Source organism: Allobosea sp. (genome assembly GCF_036675845.1).
GTDB lineage: Bacteria > Pseudomonadota > Alphaproteobacteria > Rhizobiales > Beijerinckiaceae > Allobosea.
Genome location: NZ_JAKFED010000120.1, coordinates 35,005 through 56,735, shown reverse-complemented (window position 1 = coordinate 56,735; position 21,731 = coordinate 35,005). Strand labels below are relative to the sequence as shown.

18 protein-coding genes are annotated in these 21,731 nt (G+C 67.5%); 8 read left to right on the top strand and 10 right to left on the bottom strand.

The annotated features are described in order from the left end of the window. Positions 1-1,188 carry an efflux RND transporter periplasmic adaptor subunit gene (locus V6M56_RS12755; RefSeq protein WP_332684211.1) on the bottom strand — a complete coding sequence of 396 codons (1,188 nt, stop codon included), beginning with the start codon at positions 1,186-1,188 and terminating at the stop codon, positions 1-3. A gap of 70 nt (positions 1,189-1,258) precedes the next feature. After that, positions 1,259-1,825 (bottom strand): TetR/AcrR family transcriptional regulator, encoded by a 567-nt coding sequence (locus V6M56_RS12750; RefSeq protein WP_332684210.1) that lies wholly within the window; start codon positions 1,823-1,825, stop codon positions 1,259-1,261. Positions 1,826-1,947: 122 nt separating this feature from the next. Between V6M56_RS12750 and V6M56_RS12745 the strand changes: the two genes are divergently transcribed. Beyond that, a complete protein-coding gene (locus tag V6M56_RS12745; protein WP_332684209.1) occupies positions 1,948-2,454 on the top strand; it encodes a hypothetical protein in 507 nt (168 codons plus the stop codon). Positions 2,455-2,540: 86 nt separating this feature from the next. Here V6M56_RS12745 and V6M56_RS12740 read toward each other — a convergent pair whose 3' ends face one another. From V6M56_RS12740 to V6M56_RS12730, 3 genes are read right to left on the bottom strand one after another with little or no spacing between them, the layout of a single operon-like run. Next, the gene (locus tag V6M56_RS12740; RefSeq protein WP_332684207.1) at positions 2,541-3,575 is read right to left on the bottom strand and encodes an amino acid ABC transporter substrate-binding protein; all 1,035 of its coding nucleotides are present in this window, start codon (positions 3,573-3,575) and stop codon (positions 2,541-2,543) included. A 49-nt stretch (positions 3,576-3,624) separates the two neighbouring features. Then, the gene (locus tag V6M56_RS12735) at positions 3,625-4,278 is read right to left on the bottom strand and encodes a L,D-transpeptidase (RefSeq protein ID WP_332684204.1); all 654 of its coding nucleotides are present in this window, start codon (positions 4,276-4,278) and stop codon (positions 3,625-3,627) included. Between the two features lie 34 nt (positions 4,279-4,312). After that, a complete protein-coding gene (locus V6M56_RS12730; protein ID WP_332684203.1) occupies positions 4,313-4,834 on the bottom strand; it encodes a hypothetical protein in 522 nt (173 codons plus the stop codon). A gap of 582 nt (positions 4,835-5,416) precedes the next feature. Between V6M56_RS12730 and V6M56_RS12725 the strand changes: the two genes are divergently transcribed. The 4 genes from V6M56_RS12725 (at position 5,417) to V6M56_RS12710 (ending at position 10,226) form a co-directional block, all read left to right on the top strand. Further along, positions 5,417-6,082 (top strand): hypothetical protein, encoded by a 666-nt coding sequence (locus tag V6M56_RS12725; protein WP_332684201.1) that lies wholly within the window; start codon positions 5,417-5,419, stop codon positions 6,080-6,082. 25 nt (positions 6,083-6,107) lie between these two features. Next, entirely contained in the window at positions 6,108-7,271 is a 1,164-nt protein-coding gene (locus V6M56_RS12720; RefSeq protein WP_332684200.1) for a GNAT family N-acetyltransferase, read from the top strand. Positions 7,272-7,443: 172 nt separating this feature from the next. Then, positions 7,444-8,781: an O-antigen ligase family protein gene (locus tag V6M56_RS12715; protein ID WP_332684199.1), complete on the top strand. Its 1,338-nt coding sequence runs from the start codon at positions 7,444-7,446 to the stop codon at positions 8,779-8,781. Then, the gene (locus tag V6M56_RS12710) at positions 8,763-10,226 is read left to right on the top strand and encodes a right-handed parallel beta-helix repeat-containing protein (RefSeq protein ID WP_332684197.1); all 1,464 of its coding nucleotides are present in this window, start codon (positions 8,763-8,765) and stop codon (positions 10,224-10,226) included. Before V6M56_RS12715 ends, V6M56_RS12710 begins: the two co-directional genes overlap by 19 nt. Positions 10,227-10,360: 134 nt before the next feature. Here V6M56_RS12710 and V6M56_RS12705 read toward each other — a convergent pair whose 3' ends face one another. The 5 genes from V6M56_RS12705 to V6M56_RS12685 all read right to left on the bottom strand — a co-directional run bounded on the left by V6M56_RS12705 (position 10,361) and on the right by V6M56_RS12685 (position 16,045). Then, positions 10,361-11,479 carry an acyltransferase family protein gene (locus tag V6M56_RS12705; protein WP_332684196.1) on the bottom strand — a complete coding sequence of 373 codons (1,119 nt, stop codon included), beginning with the start codon at positions 11,477-11,479 and terminating at the stop codon, positions 10,361-10,363. A 205-nt stretch (positions 11,480-11,684) separates the two neighbouring features. Beyond that, positions 11,685-13,157, bottom strand: coding sequence for an exopolysaccharide biosynthesis polyprenyl glycosylphosphotransferase (locus V6M56_RS12700; protein ID WP_332684195.1), 1,473 nt, complete (start codon positions 13,155-13,157; stop codon positions 11,685-11,687). A gap of 50 nt (positions 13,158-13,207) precedes the next feature. Further along, entirely contained in the window at positions 13,208-14,200 is a 993-nt protein-coding gene (locus tag V6M56_RS12695; RefSeq protein ID WP_332684193.1) for an NAD-dependent epimerase/dehydratase family protein, read from the bottom strand. 40 nt (positions 14,201-14,240) lie between these two features. After that, positions 14,241-15,068, bottom strand: coding sequence for a WecB/TagA/CpsF family glycosyltransferase (locus V6M56_RS12690; RefSeq protein ID WP_332684192.1), 828 nt, complete (start codon positions 15,066-15,068; stop codon positions 14,241-14,243). Next, positions 15,065-16,045 (bottom strand): UDP-glucuronic acid decarboxylase family protein, encoded by a 981-nt coding sequence (locus tag V6M56_RS12685; RefSeq protein ID WP_332684263.1) that lies wholly within the window; start codon positions 16,043-16,045, stop codon positions 15,065-15,067. Before V6M56_RS12685 ends, V6M56_RS12690 begins: the two co-directional genes overlap by 4 nt. Before the next feature lie 571 nt (positions 16,046-16,616). Between V6M56_RS12685 and V6M56_RS12680 the strand changes: the two genes are divergently transcribed. From V6M56_RS12680 to V6M56_RS12670, 3 genes are all read left to right on the top strand, one after another. Beyond that, positions 16,617-17,936, top strand: coding sequence for a polysaccharide biosynthesis/export family protein (locus V6M56_RS12680; RefSeq protein ID WP_332684191.1), 1,320 nt, complete (start codon positions 16,617-16,619; stop codon positions 17,934-17,936). A 38-nt stretch (positions 17,937-17,974) separates the two neighbouring features. Then, on the top strand, positions 17,975-19,384 hold the full coding sequence (locus V6M56_RS12675) for a mannose-1-phosphate guanylyltransferase/mannose-6-phosphate isomerase (RefSeq protein WP_332684190.1): 1,410 nt from the start codon (positions 17,975-17,977) through the stop codon (positions 19,382-19,384). 172 nt (positions 19,385-19,556) lie between these two features. Next, positions 19,557-21,725 carry a GumC family protein gene (locus tag V6M56_RS12670; RefSeq protein ID WP_332684261.1) on the top strand — a complete coding sequence of 723 codons (2,169 nt, stop codon included), beginning with the start codon at positions 19,557-19,559 and terminating at the stop codon, positions 21,723-21,725. Positions 21,726-21,731: the final 6 nt, after the last annotated feature.

Below are 21,731 nucleotides of genomic sequence, written 5' to 3'. Positions count from 1 at the left end.
TCAGCCCTGCCTGCCGGTTGCGGGGGCGGGCTCGGCGGCAGCCGGCTTCCAGGGCGTGCCGGTGAACCTGGCCCCGGGGCGGATCTTCTGGAAGCCTTCGACCACGACCTGATCGCCGGCCTTCAGGCCGTCATCGATCACCTGGCGGCTGTCGAGCGTGCGCCCGGCCCTGACGGAGCGAAGCTCGAGCGTGCCGTCCGGCTTCAGGATATAGAGCTGCGCCTGGCCGGCGCCGTCGCGCTGGACCGCCTGCTGCGGGACCGCGAGCGCATCGGCCTGGACGCCCTGCTCGATCACGACGCGGACATACAGGCCGGGCAGCAGGTCGCCTTCCGGATTGGGGAACTGGCCGCGCAGCGTCACCTGCCCGGTCGTCGCATCGACCGTGGCTTCGGAAAACAGCAGCTGGCCGCGATGCCGGTAGACGCTGCCATCGTCGAACAGCAGCTGGACGGTGGCGGCGCCCGGATTGGCGCTGCTCAGCGCGCCGAGCTTCAGCGCCCGGCGCAGGGCCAGCAGATCTCCGGCCGACTGGGTGAAGTCGGCATAGACCGGATCGAGCTGCTGGATCGTCGCCAGGATGTCGGCCGCCCCGGTGCCGACCAGAGCCCCTTCGGTGATCAAAGCGCGCCCGATGCGGCCGCTGATCGGCGCCTTGACCTCGGAATATTGCAGGTCGAGCTGGGCCGCGGTCAGGCCGGCGCGGGCGACCGCGACATCGGCATCCGCCTGGGCCAGCCCGGCGGTCGCGCTTTCAGATTGCTGGGCGCTGGCGACATTGCGCTCGCGCAGCTCGATGATCCGATCGGCGTGCTGGCGGGCCTGCAGCTGGGCCGCCTCTGCTCGCTTCAGCGTTGCCGCGGCGCTCTCCACTCGGACCCGGAACGGCGCCGGGTCGATCCGATAGAGCACATCGCCCTGCTCGACCCTGCTGCCCTGCTGGAACACGCGTTCGACGACGATGCCGGAGACGCGCGGACGCACCTCGGCGATCCGCGTCGGCGCGATCCGGCCCGGCAGGTTGTTGGTCACCGGCAGCGCCTGCGGCTCGGCCGTGACCACGCCGACGGCGATCGACCGCGGTGCCCCGGCGCCTTTCGCCGGCGCCTTTTCTTCGGTGCAGGCGGCGGTCAGCAGGAGCGCGCCGAGCAGGAGGCCGCGGCCAAGGTGCGAGATCTGGAAGGTCATGCGGAGGATCCGTAGGGACGGTTCGGATGAATAAGGGCGGAGGTCAGCCCTGCCGCGGCAGGTCAGCCGGCTAGCGAGCCGGCAAGGTCGGAGACTGGTCGACCAGCCAGCCGATCTCGGCGACGAGGCGCTCGCGCTCGTCCGCGGACCAGCAATGCAGTTCGAACCATTCCATCATCATCAGTCCCTGGGCGGCCAGGAAGGCGAGCATGGCTCCGCGCGGATGGGTGGACTGGCTGGCGATCTCGGCGATCTGCTCGCGGTTGATCTGCTGGATCGGCTCGCGCAGCGTGGCATCCTGGGCCAGCGCTGCGCACAGGTTGAACGCCACGGCGCGCTCCTGGTCGGAGCGAATCCGGGAGGCGGATGCGAGCCGGCCGCGGATCAGCGCGTCCGGCTCGCCGGCCAGCGCGTCGACGAAGGTCTGGATGTAGTCCGTCTCGACGGCGACGCGTCGCTCGATCACCGCGCGGATCAGGGCGCGCTTGGTCTTGTAGTCGTAGAGCACGCTGGCCTTGCTGATCCCGGCCTGGGCCGCGACGGCCTCCAGCGTCAAATGCGCCGCGCCGTCCCGGCTCACCACCTTTTCGGCGGCGTCGAGAACGGCTGCGCGGTCGATAGTGCGGTGGCGGCCCATCTGCCCTCATTGAAAATAACCATCCGGATGGATATAAATAGAAACGACGAATGTCAAGCCGATCGGCCGGCGAGCTTCGTTCGGTTGTCGCCCGAGCAGGCGCGGCACGGCCGCGAAGCGGCATGGGTAAGAAGGGATCCGGAATCTTGCGGTCGCGTTGTTTTCACGATGAGCCAAGCGGCATTCTCCTCGCCGAGGAGTGTGGCGCGCTGACCGTCAGCCAGAACGGTCGATCCTATCTGGCTCTGCGCTGGAAAATGACCGAAGAGCTCGTGGCCGTCGTTCAAACGGCGCTGCATTTCGGCTTGTCGAAGCTCTGGCAGACCGGTCACCCCAGGGGCCGGCAAAGCTCCCATATCAGCTTTTCACGAACGCATGAGTCGGCTTCGTGGGTGTTTTCTCTCGGGCTGGAGGCGCAGCCGCCCCGCCTGCAGAAGATTACCTTCAACAAGCGGTTCCTGCCGATCTTCGAGGCCAGCGATCTGGAGTGGACACGCCAGAAGGCCGGCGGAAACCTCTTCATTCCTCCCGGCAGGCTGATCGATACGCTCACCCTGCTTCGCGAACATGCCTGCCAGTCGACAGGAAGCTGCATGGCCGGGCCAGCACCCGCGCCCGGCGCGGCATAGCCGCCCCCCGCGGTCAGCAGGGAGCACGCCGCCGCATCGAAAGAGAACCGATTTGTCGCCCGGCCTGGATTGCGCGGCTGCGCCCGCTACCTCAGCGGCGGAGCGTAAAGCACGCCACCCATATTCCAGAGCTGGTTCAGGCCGCGCGGAATGCCGAGCTTCGAGTCCACTCCGAGATTGCGTTCGTAGATCTCGGAGTAGTTGCCGGCAGCACGCACCGCATGCAGCGCCCAGCGGTCGTCGAGGCCCAGCATCTTGCCGAACCCGCCTTCGGCGCCGACGAAGCGGCGGACATCCGGCTTGGTCGAGGCCTCGGCCTGCGCGAGATTGCCGGACGAGACGCCCAGTTCCTCGCCGTTCACCAGCGCGAAATGGACCCATTTCACGATGTTGAACCAGGCGAAATCATCCGCCCGCGTCACCGGGCCGAGCGGCTCCTTGGAAATCACGTCGGGCAGGATGACGGCGTCGGACGGCTTGGAAAGCTTGAGGCGTTCGGCATAGAGCGCCGACTGGTCCCGGGTCAGGACGTTGCACTCGCCAGCCTGGAAGGCCGCAAGCGCGTCGGAGCTTCTGGCGTGCGCCTTCTCCTCATATTTCATGGCGTTGGCGCGGAAGAAGTCCGCGAGATTGGCCTGCGTCGTGGTCCCGGCCTCGACACAGACCTTCGCGTTGTCGAGCTCGAGCGCGGAACTGACATTCATCGACCGCATCACCATGAAGCCCTGGCCGTCATGATAGCTGATGCCCGCAAAGGAGAGCCCGAGCCCGGCTTCGCGTTCGAGCGTCCAGGTCGAGTTGCGGGAGAGAAGGTCGATGCGGCCCTCCTTCAGCGCCTTGAAGCGCTCGCCCGCGGAGAGCGGAACGAAGCTGACCTTGCTCTGATCGTCGAAGATCGCCCCCGCGACGGCCCGGCAGAAATCCACGTCGAAGCCCGACCACTTGCCCTGGCCGTCTCGCTCCGAAAAGCCGAACAATCCCTCGCTGACGCCGCATTGCAGGGCGCCGCGCTGCTTCACCGTCTCCAATGTGCCGGCCTGCGCGCCGCCGGCGATGCAGGAAGCCAGCGCCGCTGCGAAGCCGACGGCGAGAGGGATCGAGGTTGCGAACCTGGACGGCATGGTGGCTGGCTCCGTGCTGGTGCATCGGGAAGGCGGACAGGCGGCAGGCTTAGAGGCTGGCGCCGTGACGGATGACGACCTTGGTGTTGAGCGGCACGCGGTCATAGAGATCGATGATGTCGCCATTGGCGAGGCGAAAGCAGCCCGACGAAATGGCGTGCCCGATGGTCTCCGGCTGGTTCGTGCCGTGGACCCGAAACACCGTGGAGCCGAGATAGAGGGCCCGCGCGCCCATCGGGTTGCCCGGGCCGCCGGCCATGAAGCGCGGCAGATAGGGCTGTCGCGCCAGCATTTCCGGCGGCGGGCGCCAGTCGGGCCATTCCGATTTCCGGCTGACGCGCACCAGGCCCGACCACTGGAAGCCCTCGCGCCCGACGCCGATGCCATAGCGCAGCGCTCGGTTGTTGCCCTGGACGAGATAGACGAAGCGCTCGGAGGTATGCACGACCAGCGTGCCCGGCGGTTCATTGGTCCGGAAGAAGACGACCTGCCGCGCATAGGGCCCTTCGCTGACGACCGCCTCCTCGCTCGAGACCCGGCCCGGCTCGTCTCCGATATCGAGCGTCTCGGGCGGCGGGCTCTTGGCACCCTGGGCAAGGGCCGGATTGATGGCGACCCAGGCCAGAAGCGGCGCCGCGAGGCACAGCAGAGCCTTCCAGCCTGACCTTCGCCTGACGGCACGCGACGCAATCGGCACGAACATGGCCTGCTCTCCGGACGGACGGAACATCGAAAACTCAGCGGCGGCAGCGGACATAGATGAAAGTGCCGTAGCGCTTGTGGGCGTCCGGATCGACGAAGCGCATCGTGACGACGTTTTCGGTCGCGGACAGGATCTCGCGATCCTGCGGATCGCCGGCCGGAGCCTCGAAACCGAGGAAGGTCTTGCCCCCGGCCCCGGCTTTCAGCCTCAGCTCATAGAGTTTCGGATCGTCGGCGGCATGCATCATCACGCCGTCGCTCGGCCCCTTGGCGATGACATAGGGCTGGCGGCACTGCGCCCGCGCTTCCGCCTCGGTGCGCTTGCGGTCCTTCTCCGTGTGAAAGGAAGCGACGCCCCAGCTGCCGATCAGGCGCTCCCGCGGGAATGTCGTGCTGGCCGGGCCAGGTGCGGTTACGGCGGCCGCCTGATCGACCCTCGTCGAAGCGCAGCCAGCGAGGAAGGCTGCGCACAGCGCCGCCGGCCCGATGCCTGTCAGTATCCGGCGGAGCCGGTTTCCACGCGGCTCTCCAGCCGATCGAAGACGATGCTCGGGCATAGGTTATCCACCCCTTGGCGCGCTCATGCCGGATGATCCTAGAGCATGTTCCGCAGAAGTGGGAACCACTTTTGTGACCAGAGCATGCTCTGGATATTGATCCGGCGCGAATTCCTTTCGCTCGAAACATTTGCGCTATAGCCGAATTCTTTTAGTTGGAATCACCTTGCGACCCTGACTAAAAACCGAATCCGCTCCTCATCAGGGCGTTATAGAGCAGGATCACCGCGGAAAGCCGATTTCCGCTTTTTCGTAATCCTCCCCTGGATCAGGATCGGTTTGCTCGAGAGCGCGAACACTCCTTCCGAATCGCGCCGGGAGCATGCGTAATCAGGCGCCCGCCGCGTCTGATCACGGTAATACGCATCGGGCGCAGCGCGCTTCGTGAGCGGTCGCAGCCCGTCCCGCTCCCGCTTTCGGGGCCGCACCCCTCGACCATATCGCAACGGGCCGATCGCCGTGTAAGCCGCCCCTGTCGACCCGACCGGCGCGATCGCGACAATAAGGGATTAATCCGTTTGCCGGCGGCGCAGTCCGCAAACAGAACCGTATAGTGGCGCTACGCCTTCGGGGGGAGCGCCAGTGCAGCAGGACTCCGTCGATCTTTTGCACGAGCCGCGCGGTCGCGCCGGCGGCCGCGCGATGGAGGAGTTGGCCGCCGCCGAAATCTCCGTGGAGATCACCACGCCGGAGCGGCTCGCCACGCTCGAACGGGAGTGGCGCGACCTGGTGGGCCGCGCCCTTGCGGCCAATGCCTTCCTGGAGCCGGCCGTCATCGCTGCGGCTTCGAGGCGACAAGGAGGCCGCCCGGCAGCTCTATCACCGACTGCGCAGCGGCTTCGACGACGCCAGGCGCCGCCGAACCGCGTGAACGAGTCTGCAAGGACCCGGTCGGCGGACATCGTCACCGCAGGAGGAGGGCTCGCCCGGGCCAGTGATGTCGAGCGGCTCCGCTCGGTGCGTGTGCCGCGTTGGCTTTCGACGCCGGGCATGAGCGCGAGCAAGCTCGCCTGCTTCTATGCCGACCCGCACAAACGCGCGGTCGATCTGAGTTCGTGCCGGGCGGCCTTCGCCCTGAAGGCGCGCTCCCTCGCGGACGGGCCGCTCGGGCGCGCCAGGGGCTATTGGCGCTTCCTCGGCCGGATGGCCAAGGGCGCACTGCGCCGCGTGCTGCTGCATTTGCGCGCGCAGTCCCAGCAGGCGGGCCGCCTCCTGTCGCAGCGCGGGCCGGCGCGAGCCGAGCGATGAGGTGCCTTTGCTCGGGGAAAACAGAATGAACGAGCCCGTGCCTTCAATCCACTTCCTGTCCTCGATCGAGTGGCCGGATGCCATGCTGCGCTTCGAGGAAGTCGCCTGGGATATCGCCCTGATCGAGCCCTGGCGCGATCTCGAGCGGCGCAGTCCGGACGCGACCTTCTTCCAGAGCGCCGAGTGGTGCCGCGCCTGGATCGACGCCGCGGAAGCCTGCGGCGTGGTCGAGACGCCGCGCATCGCCACCATCTGGCGCGGCCAGAAGCTGGTGCTGCTGTGGCCACTGACCGTCAGGCGGCTGTCCGTCTTTCGTGTCCTGCACAATGTCGGCGAACCGGCGACGCAATATGGCGATGTGCTCATCGACCGGCGCGAGAACCGCAAAGCCCTGCTCGAAATGGCGTGGGCGGAGATCCGCTCCTGGCACGACATCGACGCGATCGAACTGCGCCGCATTCGGGACGGCACCGTCCTCGCCGCCCGGCTGGCGCCGCACCGGGTACAAGGCACGAAAGCGAGCGCGCCGCTGCTCGATTTCCGCAGCCTCGACGCGAGCGGCGCCGACGGGCAGCGCACGAGCCGCACACACCAGACCCTGCGCCGCCTCCAGCACCAGCTGGGCGAGCACGGACCGGTGACCTTCGAGCTGGTGCGGCGGCCGGAAGAGCAATGCCTGCTGCTCGACCACGCCTTCTCGCTGACGCGTGCCTGGCAGCAACAGAATGCATCAGTCAGCACCGGCTACGCGCATGGGGCGAACCATGGCTGCCTGCAGCGGCTCGCGAAAGAGCGCTGCCTTCTGGCGGCCTATCTGCGCGCCGGCGACGAGATCGTGGCGGTCGAGATCGGTGCCCTGAGCCAGCGCCGCTACTGGTCTCTGGTCCAGAGCCATGATCTGCGCTTCTCGAAGCATGCCCCCGGCCGGCTCCTGCTCTGGCATCTGCTGGAGCACTGCCCGGAGCTGTCGATCGACGTCTTCGACTTCCTGGCGCCAGCCCATCGGCACAAGCTGGAATGGTCAAACGCGGAGATCGCGATCAGCGATTATCTCGTCCCGGCATCCACCCGCGGCTATCTTGCAGTCTCCTATCTTGCGCGGATCAGGCCGGTGCTGCGCGAATGCTATCTGCGGCTTCCCCTGGGATTGCGCCGTCATGCCGGCGACTTGCTGCGCAGGCTGAACTGAGCGGGCCTTGGGAAAGCCGCCCATGCCGACCGGGGTACCTCCGCCGCTCGCTCGACGGCGAGAGGGGGCGCGGCTTCTATGGTTCTGCGGCTGCCTGCGAAAGTCGCGCGGTCACGGCTGTCCAACGACCGCATGAGAGGCGACGAAGATGCCGCTACACCTCTCGATCGAGATGCCTGCGAACTTTAAAGCGGCGCCCCGCGAGCGGGTCGATGCGGGCGATCTCTATCTCTGGTTTCTTTGCTTGGTGCTGGCGGGGTACGCCACCTTCGGTAAGGGCTTCGCCTATGTCGGCTCCCCACCGCTGTTCATCGGCGAGGTCGCGCTTCTGCTGGGCATGCTCGCCCTGATGGCCTCGCGCTGCTGGCTCGCCATGCTGATGACGCTGCCGAGCCTCATGCTGCTGGCGTTCATGGGCTGGGTCGCGCTGCGGACGCTGCAGGGGATCGGGACCTGGGGCTTCGACGCGCTGCGCGACAGCGTGATCGCCCTTTACGGTGCCTTCGCCTTCATCGTCATCGCCCTGCTGCTGCAGAAGCCCACGCGGCTCGGCCGGCTGCTCGGCATCTACAGCCGGTTCGCGCTCTTCTATGGCCTCGCCGGAGCGGGGCTGGCCTATTCCACCAGCCACCTGTCGCATCTGCTGGCCTGGCCCTTCTCCGGCCTGCCGGTCGTCTATGTCCGCATGGGCGAAGCATCCGTGCACCTTTGCGGCGCCGCGGTCTTCGTCCTGCTCGGGCTGCGCCGTGTTCCCTGGTACTGGACCCTGGGCGTGGCCGTCGGCTTCCTGATGATCGCCATCAGCCGCGGCGCGATGCTGGCCTTCCTGATTCCGGTCCTGGCCGCCGCCGTGCTGGGCGGCCAGTTGCGCAAGCTGCTGCCGATCGCGACCGGTGGTGCGGCGGTGCTCGCCATCGTCATGGCGCTCGGACTGCAGGTCGAGCTTTCAGGCGGTCGCGTGATCGGTCCCGCGCAACTGGTGGACAATGTCGAGAGCCTGCTCGGGCACAGCGAGTCCTCCAATCTCGACGGCACCAAGACCTGGCGCCTGCGCTGGTGGCAATCCATCCAGGACTACACGCTGCGCGGCCCGTATTTCTGGACCGGCAAGGGGTTTGGCGTGAACCTCGCCGAGGATGACGGTTACGTGGTCGGCGAAGAAAACAGCGGGAATCTCGTACGCGCGCCGCACAATGCCCATCTCGGCATCCTGGCGCGGGCCGGTGTGCCGGGACTGGCGCTCTGGCTGCTGCTGCTGGCGAGCTGGTTCGCCATGCTGCTGCGCGGCGGGATCGAGGCCCGGCGCCAGGGTGACGCGACGGGGGCCAGGCTGTTCCTGTGGATCGGCTGTTACGGGCTCTCGATGCTGATCAACGCCTCCTTCGACGTGGCGCTCGAGGGGCCGATGCTCGGAATCTGGTTCTGGTGCATCATCGGCCTGGGGATCGCTTGCGCGATGTTGCAGGATTTCGCCCGCAGCCGGCCGCTATCATGGCAACCGCAGTCCTGAAGGCCGCGGCAGCGGCCACGCTGCTGCTCGCCGCCGCGCCATCCGGACAGGATCGGCCGCAGGCGGCGTCTGCCTGCCCGCTGCTTGCCATCCGTATCGCCCCGGGCGCCTCGCTGTCGCGTGCCGTGGAAGCTGCGCCGCCTGGAGCCGGCTTCTGCATCGTCTCGGGCCTGCACCGGATGCAATCGGCGCAACCGAAAGACGGGCAGCGGTTCTCCGGTGAGCCGGGCGCGGTGCTGAGCGGCGCGGCCATCCTCACCGACTTCACTTATTCCGGCGGCGTCTGGGCGAGCGCCGCCCCGCGCGATCCCGGACCGGAGCGGGGCATGTGCTTGCCAGGCTATGAGGCCTGCGGCTGGCCCGAAATCGTCTTCCTCGACGGCGAGCCCCTGCGGCAGGTGGCGGATCGCTCACAGCTTCGGCCCGGCAGCTTCTTCCACGACAGGCAGCGCCGCCAGTTCCTGCTGGCTGACGCGCCGGAAGGGCGGCTGGTCGAGATCACGGCGGCGCGCTACGCCCTGTTCGGAACCGCCCGGAACGTCGCGATCCGCGGCCTGACCATCGAGAAATACGCCAATCCGGCGCAGGAAGGCGCCATTCGCGGCGACGGCCCAGGCTGGCGGATCGAGGATTCCGAGTTCAGGCTGAACAGCGGCGCCGGCGTCTCGGTCGGTCCGCGCGGCGCCGTGCTGCGCAGCAAGATCCACCATAACGGCCAGATCGGCGCGACGGCCGACGGTTCCGACATCCTGTTCGAAGGCAATGCGATCTGGGCGAACAACCGCTACGGCTTCGACCCGGAATGGGATGCCGGCGGGATCAAGATCACCGAGAGCCGCAACGTCACCTTTCGCGACAACGACGTGCACCATAATGACGGCCCGGGCCTGTGGTGCGACGAGCGCTGCGAGAACGTGACGTTCGAGGGTAACCGCGTCGCCTATAACAGCGCTGCCGGAATCTTCTTCGAACTGTCCTCGAAGGCCGTCATTCGTGGCAACCGGCTGTGGCAGAACAACCAGGCCGGCAAATCCTGGTACTGGGGCGCCGAGATCCTGATCGCCGCCTCGGAGGAGGCTGCAGTGCACGACAATGTCCTGGTCGTGCGCGATCCCGGCCGCGCCATCATGCTGATCGACCAGAACCGCTGGAAGGTCGGCGGCGGCTTCTACAAGACGCGCGGCAACCGCGTCACCGACAACGACATCACCTTCCTGGGCCGCGGCGCCGCCGGCGGCGTTTCGGTTTCCGACCAAGCGGCGGCGAATTTTGCGATCATCGAGCGCGGCGGAAACCTGTTCGATCGGAATGTCTACCGTGTCCCCCCCGGCTCCCCGGCGCCTCGCTTCGTCTGGGGCACGCTGGAAACGGACTTCGCCGGCTTTCGCGCGCGGGGCCAGGAGGGCGGGGGCAGCCTGACCGGAGTCGCGAGCCCCCCGCGCTGAAGCCTCTGCTCAGAGCCGGATGCTTTCAGACGGAAACGCGAAGCGCTTCCGTCTGAAAGCTGAATCCGTCTCTCATCAAGGAGTTGGAGCAGGATGATCGCGAAAAACCGGTTTCCACTTTTTCGCATCCTGCTCTAGCCGGGCTTTTTCCGAACGGGGACAGGCGAGCCGGCCGGTCCAGGCAGGAGCCTCAGGCTGCGCAGGCGCCCGCCCGGCCGCAACCAGCGATCGACCGGCTTTTCGAGCGTGACATAGAGCGCCACGCCGATGGCGAGCGACATGGCTACCCCGGCGATGCGCACGGGAATGTCGAAGCTGTCCGGCAATCCGGCCTGACCGAGCAGCTTGCCGGCCGCCGAGAGGACGAACCAGTGCGACAGGTAGATGCTGAAGGAGGCTTCGCCGAGCATCACCATGGTGCGGCCGAGCCGGTTGTCCGTTTGCAGCGCATGCCGGCAGAGGATGAAGCCCGCGAAGACGAGGCCGGCGACGCCGATGCGCCAGGCCGGCATCAGCTTGCCCGGCGGCGCCATCCAGACAGCCCAGAGCAGGAGCAGCGCCAGAGGCAGAAGCTGCAGGGCGATCGCGAGGGGCTTTCGCCCTTCGAGCTCGCGCGCCAGCCAGCCTATGGCGAAAGCCAGCATGAACGGGCTGACGACATGGGTCAGAACGGCAACGCCCAGATTGCTGCTGGCGCCGGGAAACGGGCCCGGCGGCGAGCCGAGCGCCAGCGCGATGGCCCCGAGCCCCGTCATCAGCCAACCCAGGCCGAGCCGCGCAGCGCTGCCCGCCCCGACCGTCGCCAGCATCAATGCCACGCCGAGATAGAACAGCAGCTCGTGCTCGAGCGTCCAGCCGACGCCGAGGATCGGAAATCCCTGCTGCGGCAGGATCAGATAGGATTTCGCCATGCTGACGGGGTCGAGGCTGAAACCATGGAGGTGCCAGGCCGGATTCAGCAGGAAGGTAATGACCGCGATGCTGGTGAAGAACCAGTACATCGGCACGAGCCGCATCACTCTCGCCGCAAAGAAGGCGCCCCCCTTGTCCGCGGCCCCCACCCGCATGCCGATGACATAACCGGAGACAATGAAGAAGAGTTCGACGCCGAGGGCCGAATACGGCTGGTACCAGGAGCGGGCGATGGCCAGGTTCGAGAAATGCTTGGTCAGCAGATCGGAGTGGCACAACACGACCTCGCTCGCGGCGAAGGCCCTCAGCCATTGAAGTTCGAGACGCCTTGACGTTTGCACGCAATCGTTCCTTGCCGGGTCAGCCTGGCGCAGGCCAGTCGCCCTGGTTTGCACCGCCGCCTGTCGCGAAGCGGCGCCTCGGGCCGAGAGCGCCTGCGTCGCAGTCCGGGCGGCCATGTCGGCCGGTTCTCCGCATCATCTCTCAGCCCTTCTCCCGGCAACCGTGCCGGGAGCCTGCTCGCCGCGAAGGACCGCGTCCAGTCATCTAGCGCGCCCCACGGGAAGTCAGCACCGCCGGGAACGTCTCGAGGAGGATGTAGATGTCGAGCCAGAGCGACCAGTTCCGGATGTAGAAGAGGTCCTCCTCCTGCTGCACCTCGATATCGCCGCCGCTGCGCGAACTGACCTGCCAGAGACCGGTCAATCCCGGCGGCACGCTGACGCGCAGCGACTGGAAGCCTGCATCGAAGCTCGCCATGTGATAGTCCGGGAACGGCCGCGGCCCGACCAGGCTCATCTCGCCGCAGACGATGTTCCAGAGCTGCGGCAGCTCGTCGAGGCTGGACCGGCGCAGGAAGTGCCCGATCACCGGCAGGATCCGCGGATCGTTCCGCAGCTTGAAGAAGCGGGTCCATTCGGCGCGTGCCGCCGGATCCTTGTCGAGATGCTCGCGCAGCCGACTCTCGGCATCGGCATACATGGTGCGCAGCTTGAGCACGTTGAGTTCGCGTCCGTCGCGGCCGACGCGACGCTGCCGATAGAAGGCCCGGCCCGGATCGGCGGCCTTGACCGCCAGGGCCAGGACCATGATCAGCGGCGCGGCGAGCAACAGCAGAGGCAGGGCGACCGCAAGGTCGATCCAGCGCTTGACCGCGAGATGCCCCGGCCTGAACAGGTCGAAGCGCACTTCGAGACCGAGCGCCCCGCCGAGATTGCGCGTGTGCAGGCCGAGATTGGGCAGCCCGCCGGCATTTTCGGCGACGACCACATGCGGGGCGCGCAGATCGGAAAGGGATATTGCAGCCCTGCCTTCGGCCGGCGCGAGATCGGCCGCCGCCACGATGGCGACTTCGGCTAGCCCCGAAAGCCGGGCGGCATCGGCGAGAGGGCCCAGAATCGGAACCGGCGCATCCTCGCCGCCGCCTCGGTCGAGCCGGCTACCGATCAGGCCGATCGGACGCAGCCCCAGTTTCGGGTCGCGCAGCAGGCGCTTGGCCATGGCGATGCAGATTTCCGGGGAGCCGATCAGTATCGTCGGCGCGCCCCATAGGCCCGCCCGCATCAGGACGAGGCGGACCAGCGCTTCCGTATAGTAGCCGACGACGAACAGCGCCGCGCCGAGCAGCGCGGCGGCAGCCAGGTTTTCGGGCGTCTTCCAGACGGCGAGCGCCAGGCCGGCCATGACGGCGAGCATGAGCGCGGCCTGGGCCCGCAGCCGCAGCCGTTCGATCGGGCATGGACCCCAGCAGCCATAGAGGCCGAGATGGGCATGCAGCGGAACCATCATGGCCAGGACGGCCAGGCCGCCATCCCAGGCGTTCCAGCTCGTCGCCGGCGCGAGTTGCGCCGTCAGGGCGACCGCAAGCCCGGTCGCGAGCAGATCGCCCGTCACCAGCCCGGCGATCACCGCGACCCGGCGTCGCGACCACTGGCCACTCCGTCGCGCTTCGCGCGGAACCGGCGGGCGCCGCGCCGCGCTCAGTTCCGGCGAGGCCGCCGATGATGCGGCGAGAGGCATGACGCGCTTCCTCCTGCTTGCCCTGGAGCTTCCCCTGACGGCTGCCCGCGCTATTCCGCCGCCTGCACCTGCGGGGCGTCGGCCTTCTCAGCGAGCATTTGCGCGATCCAGCGATAGGTCGGCTGGAGACCTTCCCGCAACGCGATGCGGGGCTCCCATCCAAGCACCTCGCGCAGGCGGGAATTGTCGCTGTTGCGCCCGCGCACGCCCTGGGGGCGCGAGCGGTCATGGCGCTTGACGATCCGCTTGCCGGCGATTTCGGCGACCATGTCGACGAGCTCGTCGATGGAGACGAGTTCGTCGGTGCCGAGATTCAGCGGCCGGTCATAGTCCGACTGCATGATCCTGACGATGCCCTCGACGCAGTCGTCGACATGCATGAAGGAGCGCGTCTGCTGGCCGTCGCCCCAGATCTCGATGGTGGCGCCGTCCTCTGCCCCGGCGATCTTCCGGCAGATCGCCGCCGGCGCCTTCTCGCGGCCGCCCTCATAGGTGCCGAGCGGCCCATAGACGTTGTGGAAGCGCACGGTGCGGGTCGGAAAGCCCCAGTCCTCCGTGAAGTACTGGCACATCTTCTCCATGTAGAGCTTCTCGAGCCCATAGCCCTCCTCCGGATCGGCCGGGAAGGCGTCGTCCTCGCGCAGCGGCGTCACATCGGGCTTGTGCTGCAGGTATTGCGGATAGATGCAGGCCGAGGAGGAGAACAGGAAGCGCCCGACGCCGGCCTCCCGCGCCGACTTGACCATGTTCACGTTGATCAGCGTGTTGTGCAGCGTGATCGCCGCATGGGACGAGGTGATGTAGCCGATGCCGCCCATATCGGCCGCGAGGTGGTAGACCTCGTCCACGCCGGCGACGGCCTTCTCGCAATTGCCGGCGATCCGCAGATCGAGCAGCGCGAATTCCTGCGCCCGGCTCGGCGCATATTCCGGTGCCTTGATGTCGACGCCGCGGACCTGCCGGCCCTGCTCGACCAAGTATGAGACGAGGTGGTGTCCAATGAAACCGCCGGCGCCGGTGACCAGTGCGATCTTGTCAGGCATGTCGATCTCCACGACTTGGATGAGGATTTTCTGTCGGGGCTCAGCCGGCGATGAGGCGGCGCAGGCGGCGCCTCGTCCCGGCCCAGAAGCTGGTTGCGCTGCGCCTGGCGAGGTCCGCGCCTGCCGCCGCGAGGAAGCCCGGCACGATGCGCAGATAGCGCCCACCGAGCCGCCGCGGCTCCTGCGAGAGCCGGAACAGCCATTCGAGGCCGCTGCGCTGCATCCAGAGCGGCGCCTGCGCCTTGCGGCCGGCCAGGAAATCGAAGGCCGCTCCGACGCCGATCAGGACCGCCGCGTCGAGACGCGCGCCATGGCTCGCCATCCAGTATTCCTGCTTCGGCGTGCTCAGCCCGACCCAGACGATGTCGGGCTTGGCCGCGTTGATCTGGGCGACGACATCGTCATCCTCGCCGCTCGTCAGCGGGCGGAAAGGCGGGCAGAGCGTCCCCGCCACGACCAGGCCGGGATTGCTGCGGGTCAGGGTCGCGGCGAGCTCGTCGGCAACGCCGGTGTCGCCGCCATAGTAGAACTGCCGGTAGCCGCGCTTTGCCGAAAGCGCGCTGAGCGCCCGCATCAGGTCGGGCCCATAGACCCGTTTCGTGCCGGCATGGCCGAGCAGGCGCGAGATCCAGACCAGCGGCATGCCGTCCGGCGTCGCCATCCCCGCCTGGTTGTGGATCGCCCGCAGGGTCGGATCGCGCCGGCTTTCCATGACGCCGTGGGCGCCGGTGATGCAGACATAGTGGTGCTTGCCCGAGGCGATCCAGGACTCGATGGTGTCGAGAGCCTTGGGCAGGTCGATCGCGGCGACCCGGACGCCGAGGATGTCGGCGCGCGGCAAGGTGGGGCGGGATATCGGAGCGTTCATGCCACGACCTTCCACTCCAGCGATTGCGGAGGGGCCGGGGTCCTGGCCATGAGTTCGTCGAAATAGGCGATGGTGCGCGAGAGCCCCTCGCGCAACTCGACCCGCGGCTTCCAGTGCAGGAGCTCGGAGGCACGGCCGATATCGGGGCAGCGCTGCCGCGGATCGTCCGCAGGAAGCGGGCGGAAGTCGATGGCCGATCGCGAGCCCGTCAGCTCGATGACGATGTCGGCGAGCTCGCGAACGCTGATCTCGTGCGGGTTGCCGAGATTGACCGGGCCGACCAGGTCGCCGTCGACGTTCATCAGCCTGACGAGGCCATCCACCAGATCGTCGACATAGCAGAAGGAGCGCGTCTGGCTGCCATCACCATAGAGCGTGATGGGCTCGTTGCGCAGCGCCTGCATGATGAAGTTCGAGACGACGCGGCCATCCTGCGGGTGCATGCGCGGGCCATAGGTATTGAAGATCCGCGCGACCCTGACGCCGATGCCGTGCTGGCGCTGATAATCGTAGAACAAGGTCTCGGCGCAGCGCTTGCCTTCGTCGTAGCAGGCGCGCGGGCCGTTGATGTTGACCAGGCCGCGGTAGTCCTCGCGCTGCGGATGGACCTCCGGATCGCCATAGACTTCGCTGGTCGAGGCCTGGAGGATGCGGCAGCGCAGGCGCTTGGCGAGGCCAAGCATGTTGATCGCGCCCATCACGCTCGTTTTCGTCGTCTGGACCGGGTCATGCTGATAATGAATCGGAGACGCCGGGCAGGCGAGATTGTAAATCTCGTCGACCTCGATATAGAGCGGAAAGGTTATGTCGTGCCGATGGATATCGAAATTTTTGTTATCGAATAGCTCTGAAACATTGTTTCGCGTCCCTGTGAAATAATTATCGACGCAAATGACCTCGTTTCCCTGAGCCAGCAACTTCCTGCAGAGATGAGAACCTAGAAACCCAGCTCCTCCAGAAACCATAACCCGTTTCATTTTTCTCTCCGGATTGTTCCTGTTGATGCGTCGCCTCGCTCTATAGAGCGATAAACAGCTGAGTCTCAGAAAATTGATCTCTGGAGATTCTTCTGTCTGCTTGACGCGATAATTCAATTTTCTACTTTGATTAACCGCTTGTTAAGTATTTAGAAATTCGAAGTTCTACAATTGCTATTTCGAGGCATGCCCACCAGGCGACGCCCGTCTTGGGAGGTACCTCATCGCACCGGCTGCGAGGCGCCCGCCCCTTTGGGGGAGGCGCAATGGCGGAGCCCTGCCGAACCCGCCGACCAGGGTCGCCGGATTCCGCATCCCGACGCTGTCGGGACATGATGCGAGGGACCAACAAGCCAACGATTCTAGTCGCTTGCCGGAACCCGAAGGAGGGGTAGTCCTTTCGCGCCTTCGTCTTCGCCCGAATGCTCCTGATCGAACCCCACGCAGTGCTCTAGCGTGCCCAGGACATCCGGCGTCGCCATGACGACCGGATACCGAGAAGGCACCAGGTTGCTCCGGCTTCAGGCGATGACCCTGCCGGCCCGGCGGCACCTCAGGAAGGGCTCGAGCGATGTCCGTCTCCCAGAAAATCGACCTGGCGGCCGGTCCCCAGCCGTTTGCAACGGTCCCGCTGCGGATCAGGGCCGGAACGCCGCGGCTGCCCTGGCTGGCGGCACTCTGCGCGATCGCGCTGCATGCATCCCCGGTATCCCCGGCCGCAGCGGCCGAGGCCGTCGCCTATCGCGTGGCGCCGGGCGACCGCATCGGCATCACCGTCTTCGGCCAGGCCGACATGTCGGGCGAGACGATGATCGACGCCACCTACAGCGTCGCGGTGCCCCTGGTCGGTTCGGTATCGGTGCGCGGGCTCACCCTCAAGGAGATCGAGCAGCGCATCGCCAAGAGCCTGTCCGAAGGCTATCTGCAGAACCCCGTCGTCTCCGTGCGGCTCACCGAGCCGCGTCCGATCTATGTCGTCGGCGATGTCCGCGTCGCCGGCAGCTTCCCTTACCGCTACGGCGTTTCGGTGATCGGCGCCGTTGCCCTCGCCGGCGGCTTCGCCGTTTCCGAGGAGCAGGCCCGGGCCACGCTGCGGGCCGATTTCGTTCAGGCCGACGAGCGCGTGCGGACGCTCGAGGCGACCCGGCTGACGCTGACGGCGCGGCGCATCCGCCTCGAGGCCCAGCGCGACGGGCGCGAGCCGGATTTCAGCAGCCTCGAGGCCGGTCGCGGCTCGGAGGAGCTCCTGGCCCAGGTCAAGGCGAGCGAGGCGCAGCTGCACGCCTTCCAGACCGCCGCCCTGAAGCAGCAGATCGAGATGCTGCAGCAGCAGGAGCCGAAGCTTCTGGAGAACAAGCGCTTTGTGCAGGAGCAGCTCAACGCCGAGAACCGCCAGCTCGAGCTGATCCAGCAGCATCTCCTCGACTACAACGCGCTGCTGAAATCGGGGCTGGCCCGGCGCTATACGGGGATCGAGCTGCAGCGCGAGGAAGCGCGCAATCGCGGCAACATCGCGCGCTTCAACGCCGATATGTCGAATATCGGGCTGGCCATCGGCGAGCTCGGCCTGCGCATCCGGGAAGCGCGGGAAGCCTTCCAGCGCCGCGTCTGGACCGAGATGCAGGATGGCCTGCAACGCCTCGCCGAGCTGGACGCGACGCTGCCGGCCGCACGCCTCACCCGCGAACTCCGGCTGCGCCAGGTCGGCTTCGTCGAGGATGCCGGCGGGGTGCCGCGACGCGCCCTGTTCGTGACGCGCCAGGTCGACCAGCGCAGCGAGACCTTTCCGATCGTCGAAGGCGCGCTGCTCGAGCCGGGCGACATCCTCCGGGTCGAGAGGCTGCGCGAGACCGAGCCGGGCATCGCGCCGACGGCCGCCGCGATGCGCTGACCCAACCCATTCCGCCTCCCTCAACCCTGGAGCGAAACATGAGCTGCCAAATCCGGCCCCTGATCATGTGCGGCGGCGCGGGCACGCGCCTGTGGCCCATGTCGCGCGAATCCTTCCCGAAGCAATTCGCCCTGCGGGTCGACGGCCATTCCATCTTCCAGCAGACGCTGCTGCGGGTGGCGGGACCGGAGTTCGGCAGGCCGCTCATCATGACCAACCAGGCCTATCGCTTCATCGCCGAGCAGCAGCTCGCCGAGATCGACATCCTGGCCGATTTCGTGCTCGAACCGGCGCGGCGCGACACGGCACCGGCGATCATCGCCGCGGCGGCCGTGGCCGGGCGGGCCGATCCCGACGTGCCGTTGCTGGTGCTCGCCTCCGACCACCAGATCCGCGACGGCGAGGCCTTCCGCGCCGCGGTGCTGGCCGGCCTGCCGGCGCTCCAGGACGGGCGGCTGGTGACGTTCGGCATCAGGCCGACCGAGCCTGCCACGGGCTATGGCTATATCGAGCCGGGCGAAGAGCTGGCGAGCGGCGCGCGAGCCGTCCGGCGCTTCGTCGAGAAGCCCGATGCCGAGCGCGCCGGGCGCTATGTGCTGGACGGGTTCCTGTGGAATTCCGGGAACTTCATGGCCAGCGCCCGGACGCTGATCGACGAATACGCGCTGCATCAGCCGGCGAGCGCCGCCGCCGTCGGGCTCGCCGTGGAGCGAGGCGCGATTTCTTCCGGCGTCTTTGCGCTCGATGCGGCGTCCTATGCCGAGGCCGAGCAGCTTTCGATCGACTATGCCGTGATGGAACGGACTTCGCGGGCGGCCGTGATCCCGCTCGCCTGCGGCTGGTCGGATGTCGGCAACTGGGATCTGCTCTGGTCGGTCAGCGACCGGGACCTGGCGGGCAATGTCAGCCAGGGCGAGGTCGTCCTCTCGGACGCCCATGGCTGCTTCGTCTCGAGCGACGGCCCGCTGACTTCGGTGCATGGCGTCGAGGATCTGATCGTCATCGTCAACCGGGACGCGATCCTGGTGGCGGACCGTCACCGCAGCGGCGAGGTCAAGCAGATCGTCGAGGGCCTGCGCCGCACCGGGCGTCAGGAAGCCGACAGCCATTGCCGGGTCCACCGCCCCTGGGGCTGGTACCAGGTCACCGATCACGGCGACGACTTTCAGGTCAAGCGTATCGTCGTCAACCCCAAGGGGCGGCTCTCCTTGCAGAAGCATGGCCACCGGGCCGAGCACTGGGTGGTGGTGCGCGGCACCGCGCAGGTGACGGTCGGCGACGAGGTCAGCCTGCTGACCCCGAACCAGCACGCCCACATCCCGCTCGGGGCCATCCATCGCCTCGAGAACCCGGGCAACACGCCGGTCGAGCTCGTCGAGGTGCAATGCGGCGACTATCTCGGCGAGGACGACATCGTCCGCCTCGAAGACATCTATCAGCGCGCATGAACATGGACACGCCCCGCGCCCTTGCAGGCGTTCGGACCCGCATGGAGCGCGCGCGGGAGGGACCCGCCCCGCTCGGACTACCTCCACAGCGTCTTTTACATCCGGCTCCGCAAGCCGTTCCATTCAACCCCGGCAAGCGCATTGCTTCCTCGCAGAGGACCTCGTGAAGGTGATGAACTGGGCATTCCAGACCCCCATCAGACTGGAAGACACCGCGCCCCGGCATTTCGAGCATGTCGGCTACGAGACCGGCCTTGCCCTGTGGCGCCACCGGCGGATGATCGCAGGCCTGATCGCGCTCGCGCTGCTCGTCGCGGCTGTGGTGCTGTTCGCGAGCGAAAAGCGCTATACCGCCACCGCGCTCGTCCAGATCGATTTCAACCGGGACGATCCGGCCGGGGGCGGCCGCAATGCCGGCCTGCCGCTGGACGCCAGCGCGCTCGTCGAGACGGAGGCGAGGTTCGTCCGCTCGCGCACCATCGCCCGGCAGGTGGCCGAGCAACTCGCGGCGGAAGCCCGGGCGAAGCCCGGCATCCAGACGAACGAAGCCGGCTCCGAACCGGCCCAGATCGAAACCCAGTTCCAGCGCCTGATGCGCGACCTCTCGGTCCGCAACGACAGCCGCTCCTATCTGATCGAGATCGGCTATACCGCGAACACGCCGGAGAAGGCGGCCGAGATCGCCAACCGCTTCGCCGACACCTATCTCGCCAACCGCGGCGAAACGAGCTCGGCCTCGGCGCGCCGGGCGGCCGAATGGTATGCCGACCAACTCGCGGCAAGCCGGAAGAGCCTCGAACAGGCCGAGGCATCCGCCGCCGAATATCGCCGCAACACGGGCATCGTCGAGACCGGCACCGAGGGGGCGGCCCTGCTCCAGCAGCGGATGCGGGAGATCTCGAGCCAGGCGAACGCGGCGACGCTGGCCCGGGTGAACGAGGAGTCACGGCTCGAGCGCGCCAGGCAGACCGTCGCCGAGGGCAATATCCCCTCCGACATCGCGGCTCTGCCGCAAATCCAGCGGCTGATCGAAAGCCGCGAAACCGCCCGCCGGCAGGCCAGCGGGCTCGCGGCCGCGACCGGCGAGCGCCACCCTGCCGTCGTGCAGGCGCGGACGCTGCTGCAGGAGGCGGAAACGCGCCTGCAGGAGGAAGTCACCAATGCGCTGGCGAGCCTCTCCGAGGACGTGAAGAACGCCCGCCGGATCGAGGAGGAACTGGAGGCTGGCGCCGGCAAGGCCAAGGCGGCGCTGATCGACACGCGCGGCAGGGAAGCCGAGCTGCGGACCCTGCAGGGCCGGGTCGAGGCACTCCGCGCACGCCTCAAGAGCCTGAACGAAGGCCATATGCAGGCGCGAGCCTTGTCGGAGCTGAAGCCCGTCGCGGCCCAGATCATGGCGGCGGCGGAGCCGAACCGGATCCCGTCGGGCCCGAGGACCGGGCTGATCCTGGGCCTTGCCGGGCTGGCCGCTGCGGCGCTGGGCGTCGTCCTGACCTTTCTGCTCGAGCGCCGGGATCTCGGCTTCCGCAAGGAGGAGGATGTCCTGGCCGCCACCGGCTGTCCCTGCATCGGGCTCCTGCCGGCCGTGCAGCCGGGCGACGCCCGCGTCAACGCCGCCACGCAGCGCGAGACACTACGGGCGGTCATCGCATCCCAGCGCCTCGCCGAACCGGGAACCGCCAAGGTCGTGCTCATCACATCGGCACTGCCGGAACAGGGGAAGACACAGGTACTGGAGGGGCTCGCCCGCTGCCTGATGGAGATGGGACGTCGCGTCCTGGTCGTCGATGCGTCACCGCGCAGCGAGCCGGACGGCACCAGCAAAGTCGCCCTCGAGGACATGATCGCCGGCAGCGTCGCGCGAAAGAGGGCCCTCGAAAGCGGTTCGCAATGGACACCGGTGGAGATGGCGCCACGCAACCCGCTGCTGCGGCGGCGCGTGCCGGTTGCTGTCGGCGAGCCGTGCCATCTGTCGATCGTGCAGCGTCGCGGCGGCCTCTCGGACGGCGCGACGGCCTTCGCGCCCGCGGCACTGGCGGACCTGGTCGCGGAGACACGCTCCGCCTTCGACGTCGTCCTGATCGAGGCGCCGCCGGTGCTGCTGGCCGCGGACGCGCTGATCCTCGCCCAGTTCGCCGATATCGTCCTGCATGCCGCACGCTGGCATGACACGCCGAAGGCTTCCGTCGGCGCAGCCCTGAAGCGGCTCTGCGACGGGGCGGTCAGGGTGCACGGCGTCATCCTGACCCAGGTCGACATGGTGCGCTACGAAAGCTTCCGCAGCTTCCGCGCGCCCTCCTCCGCCTACAGGGTTCGCAAATACTACGCCAATTTCGACTGAATGCCG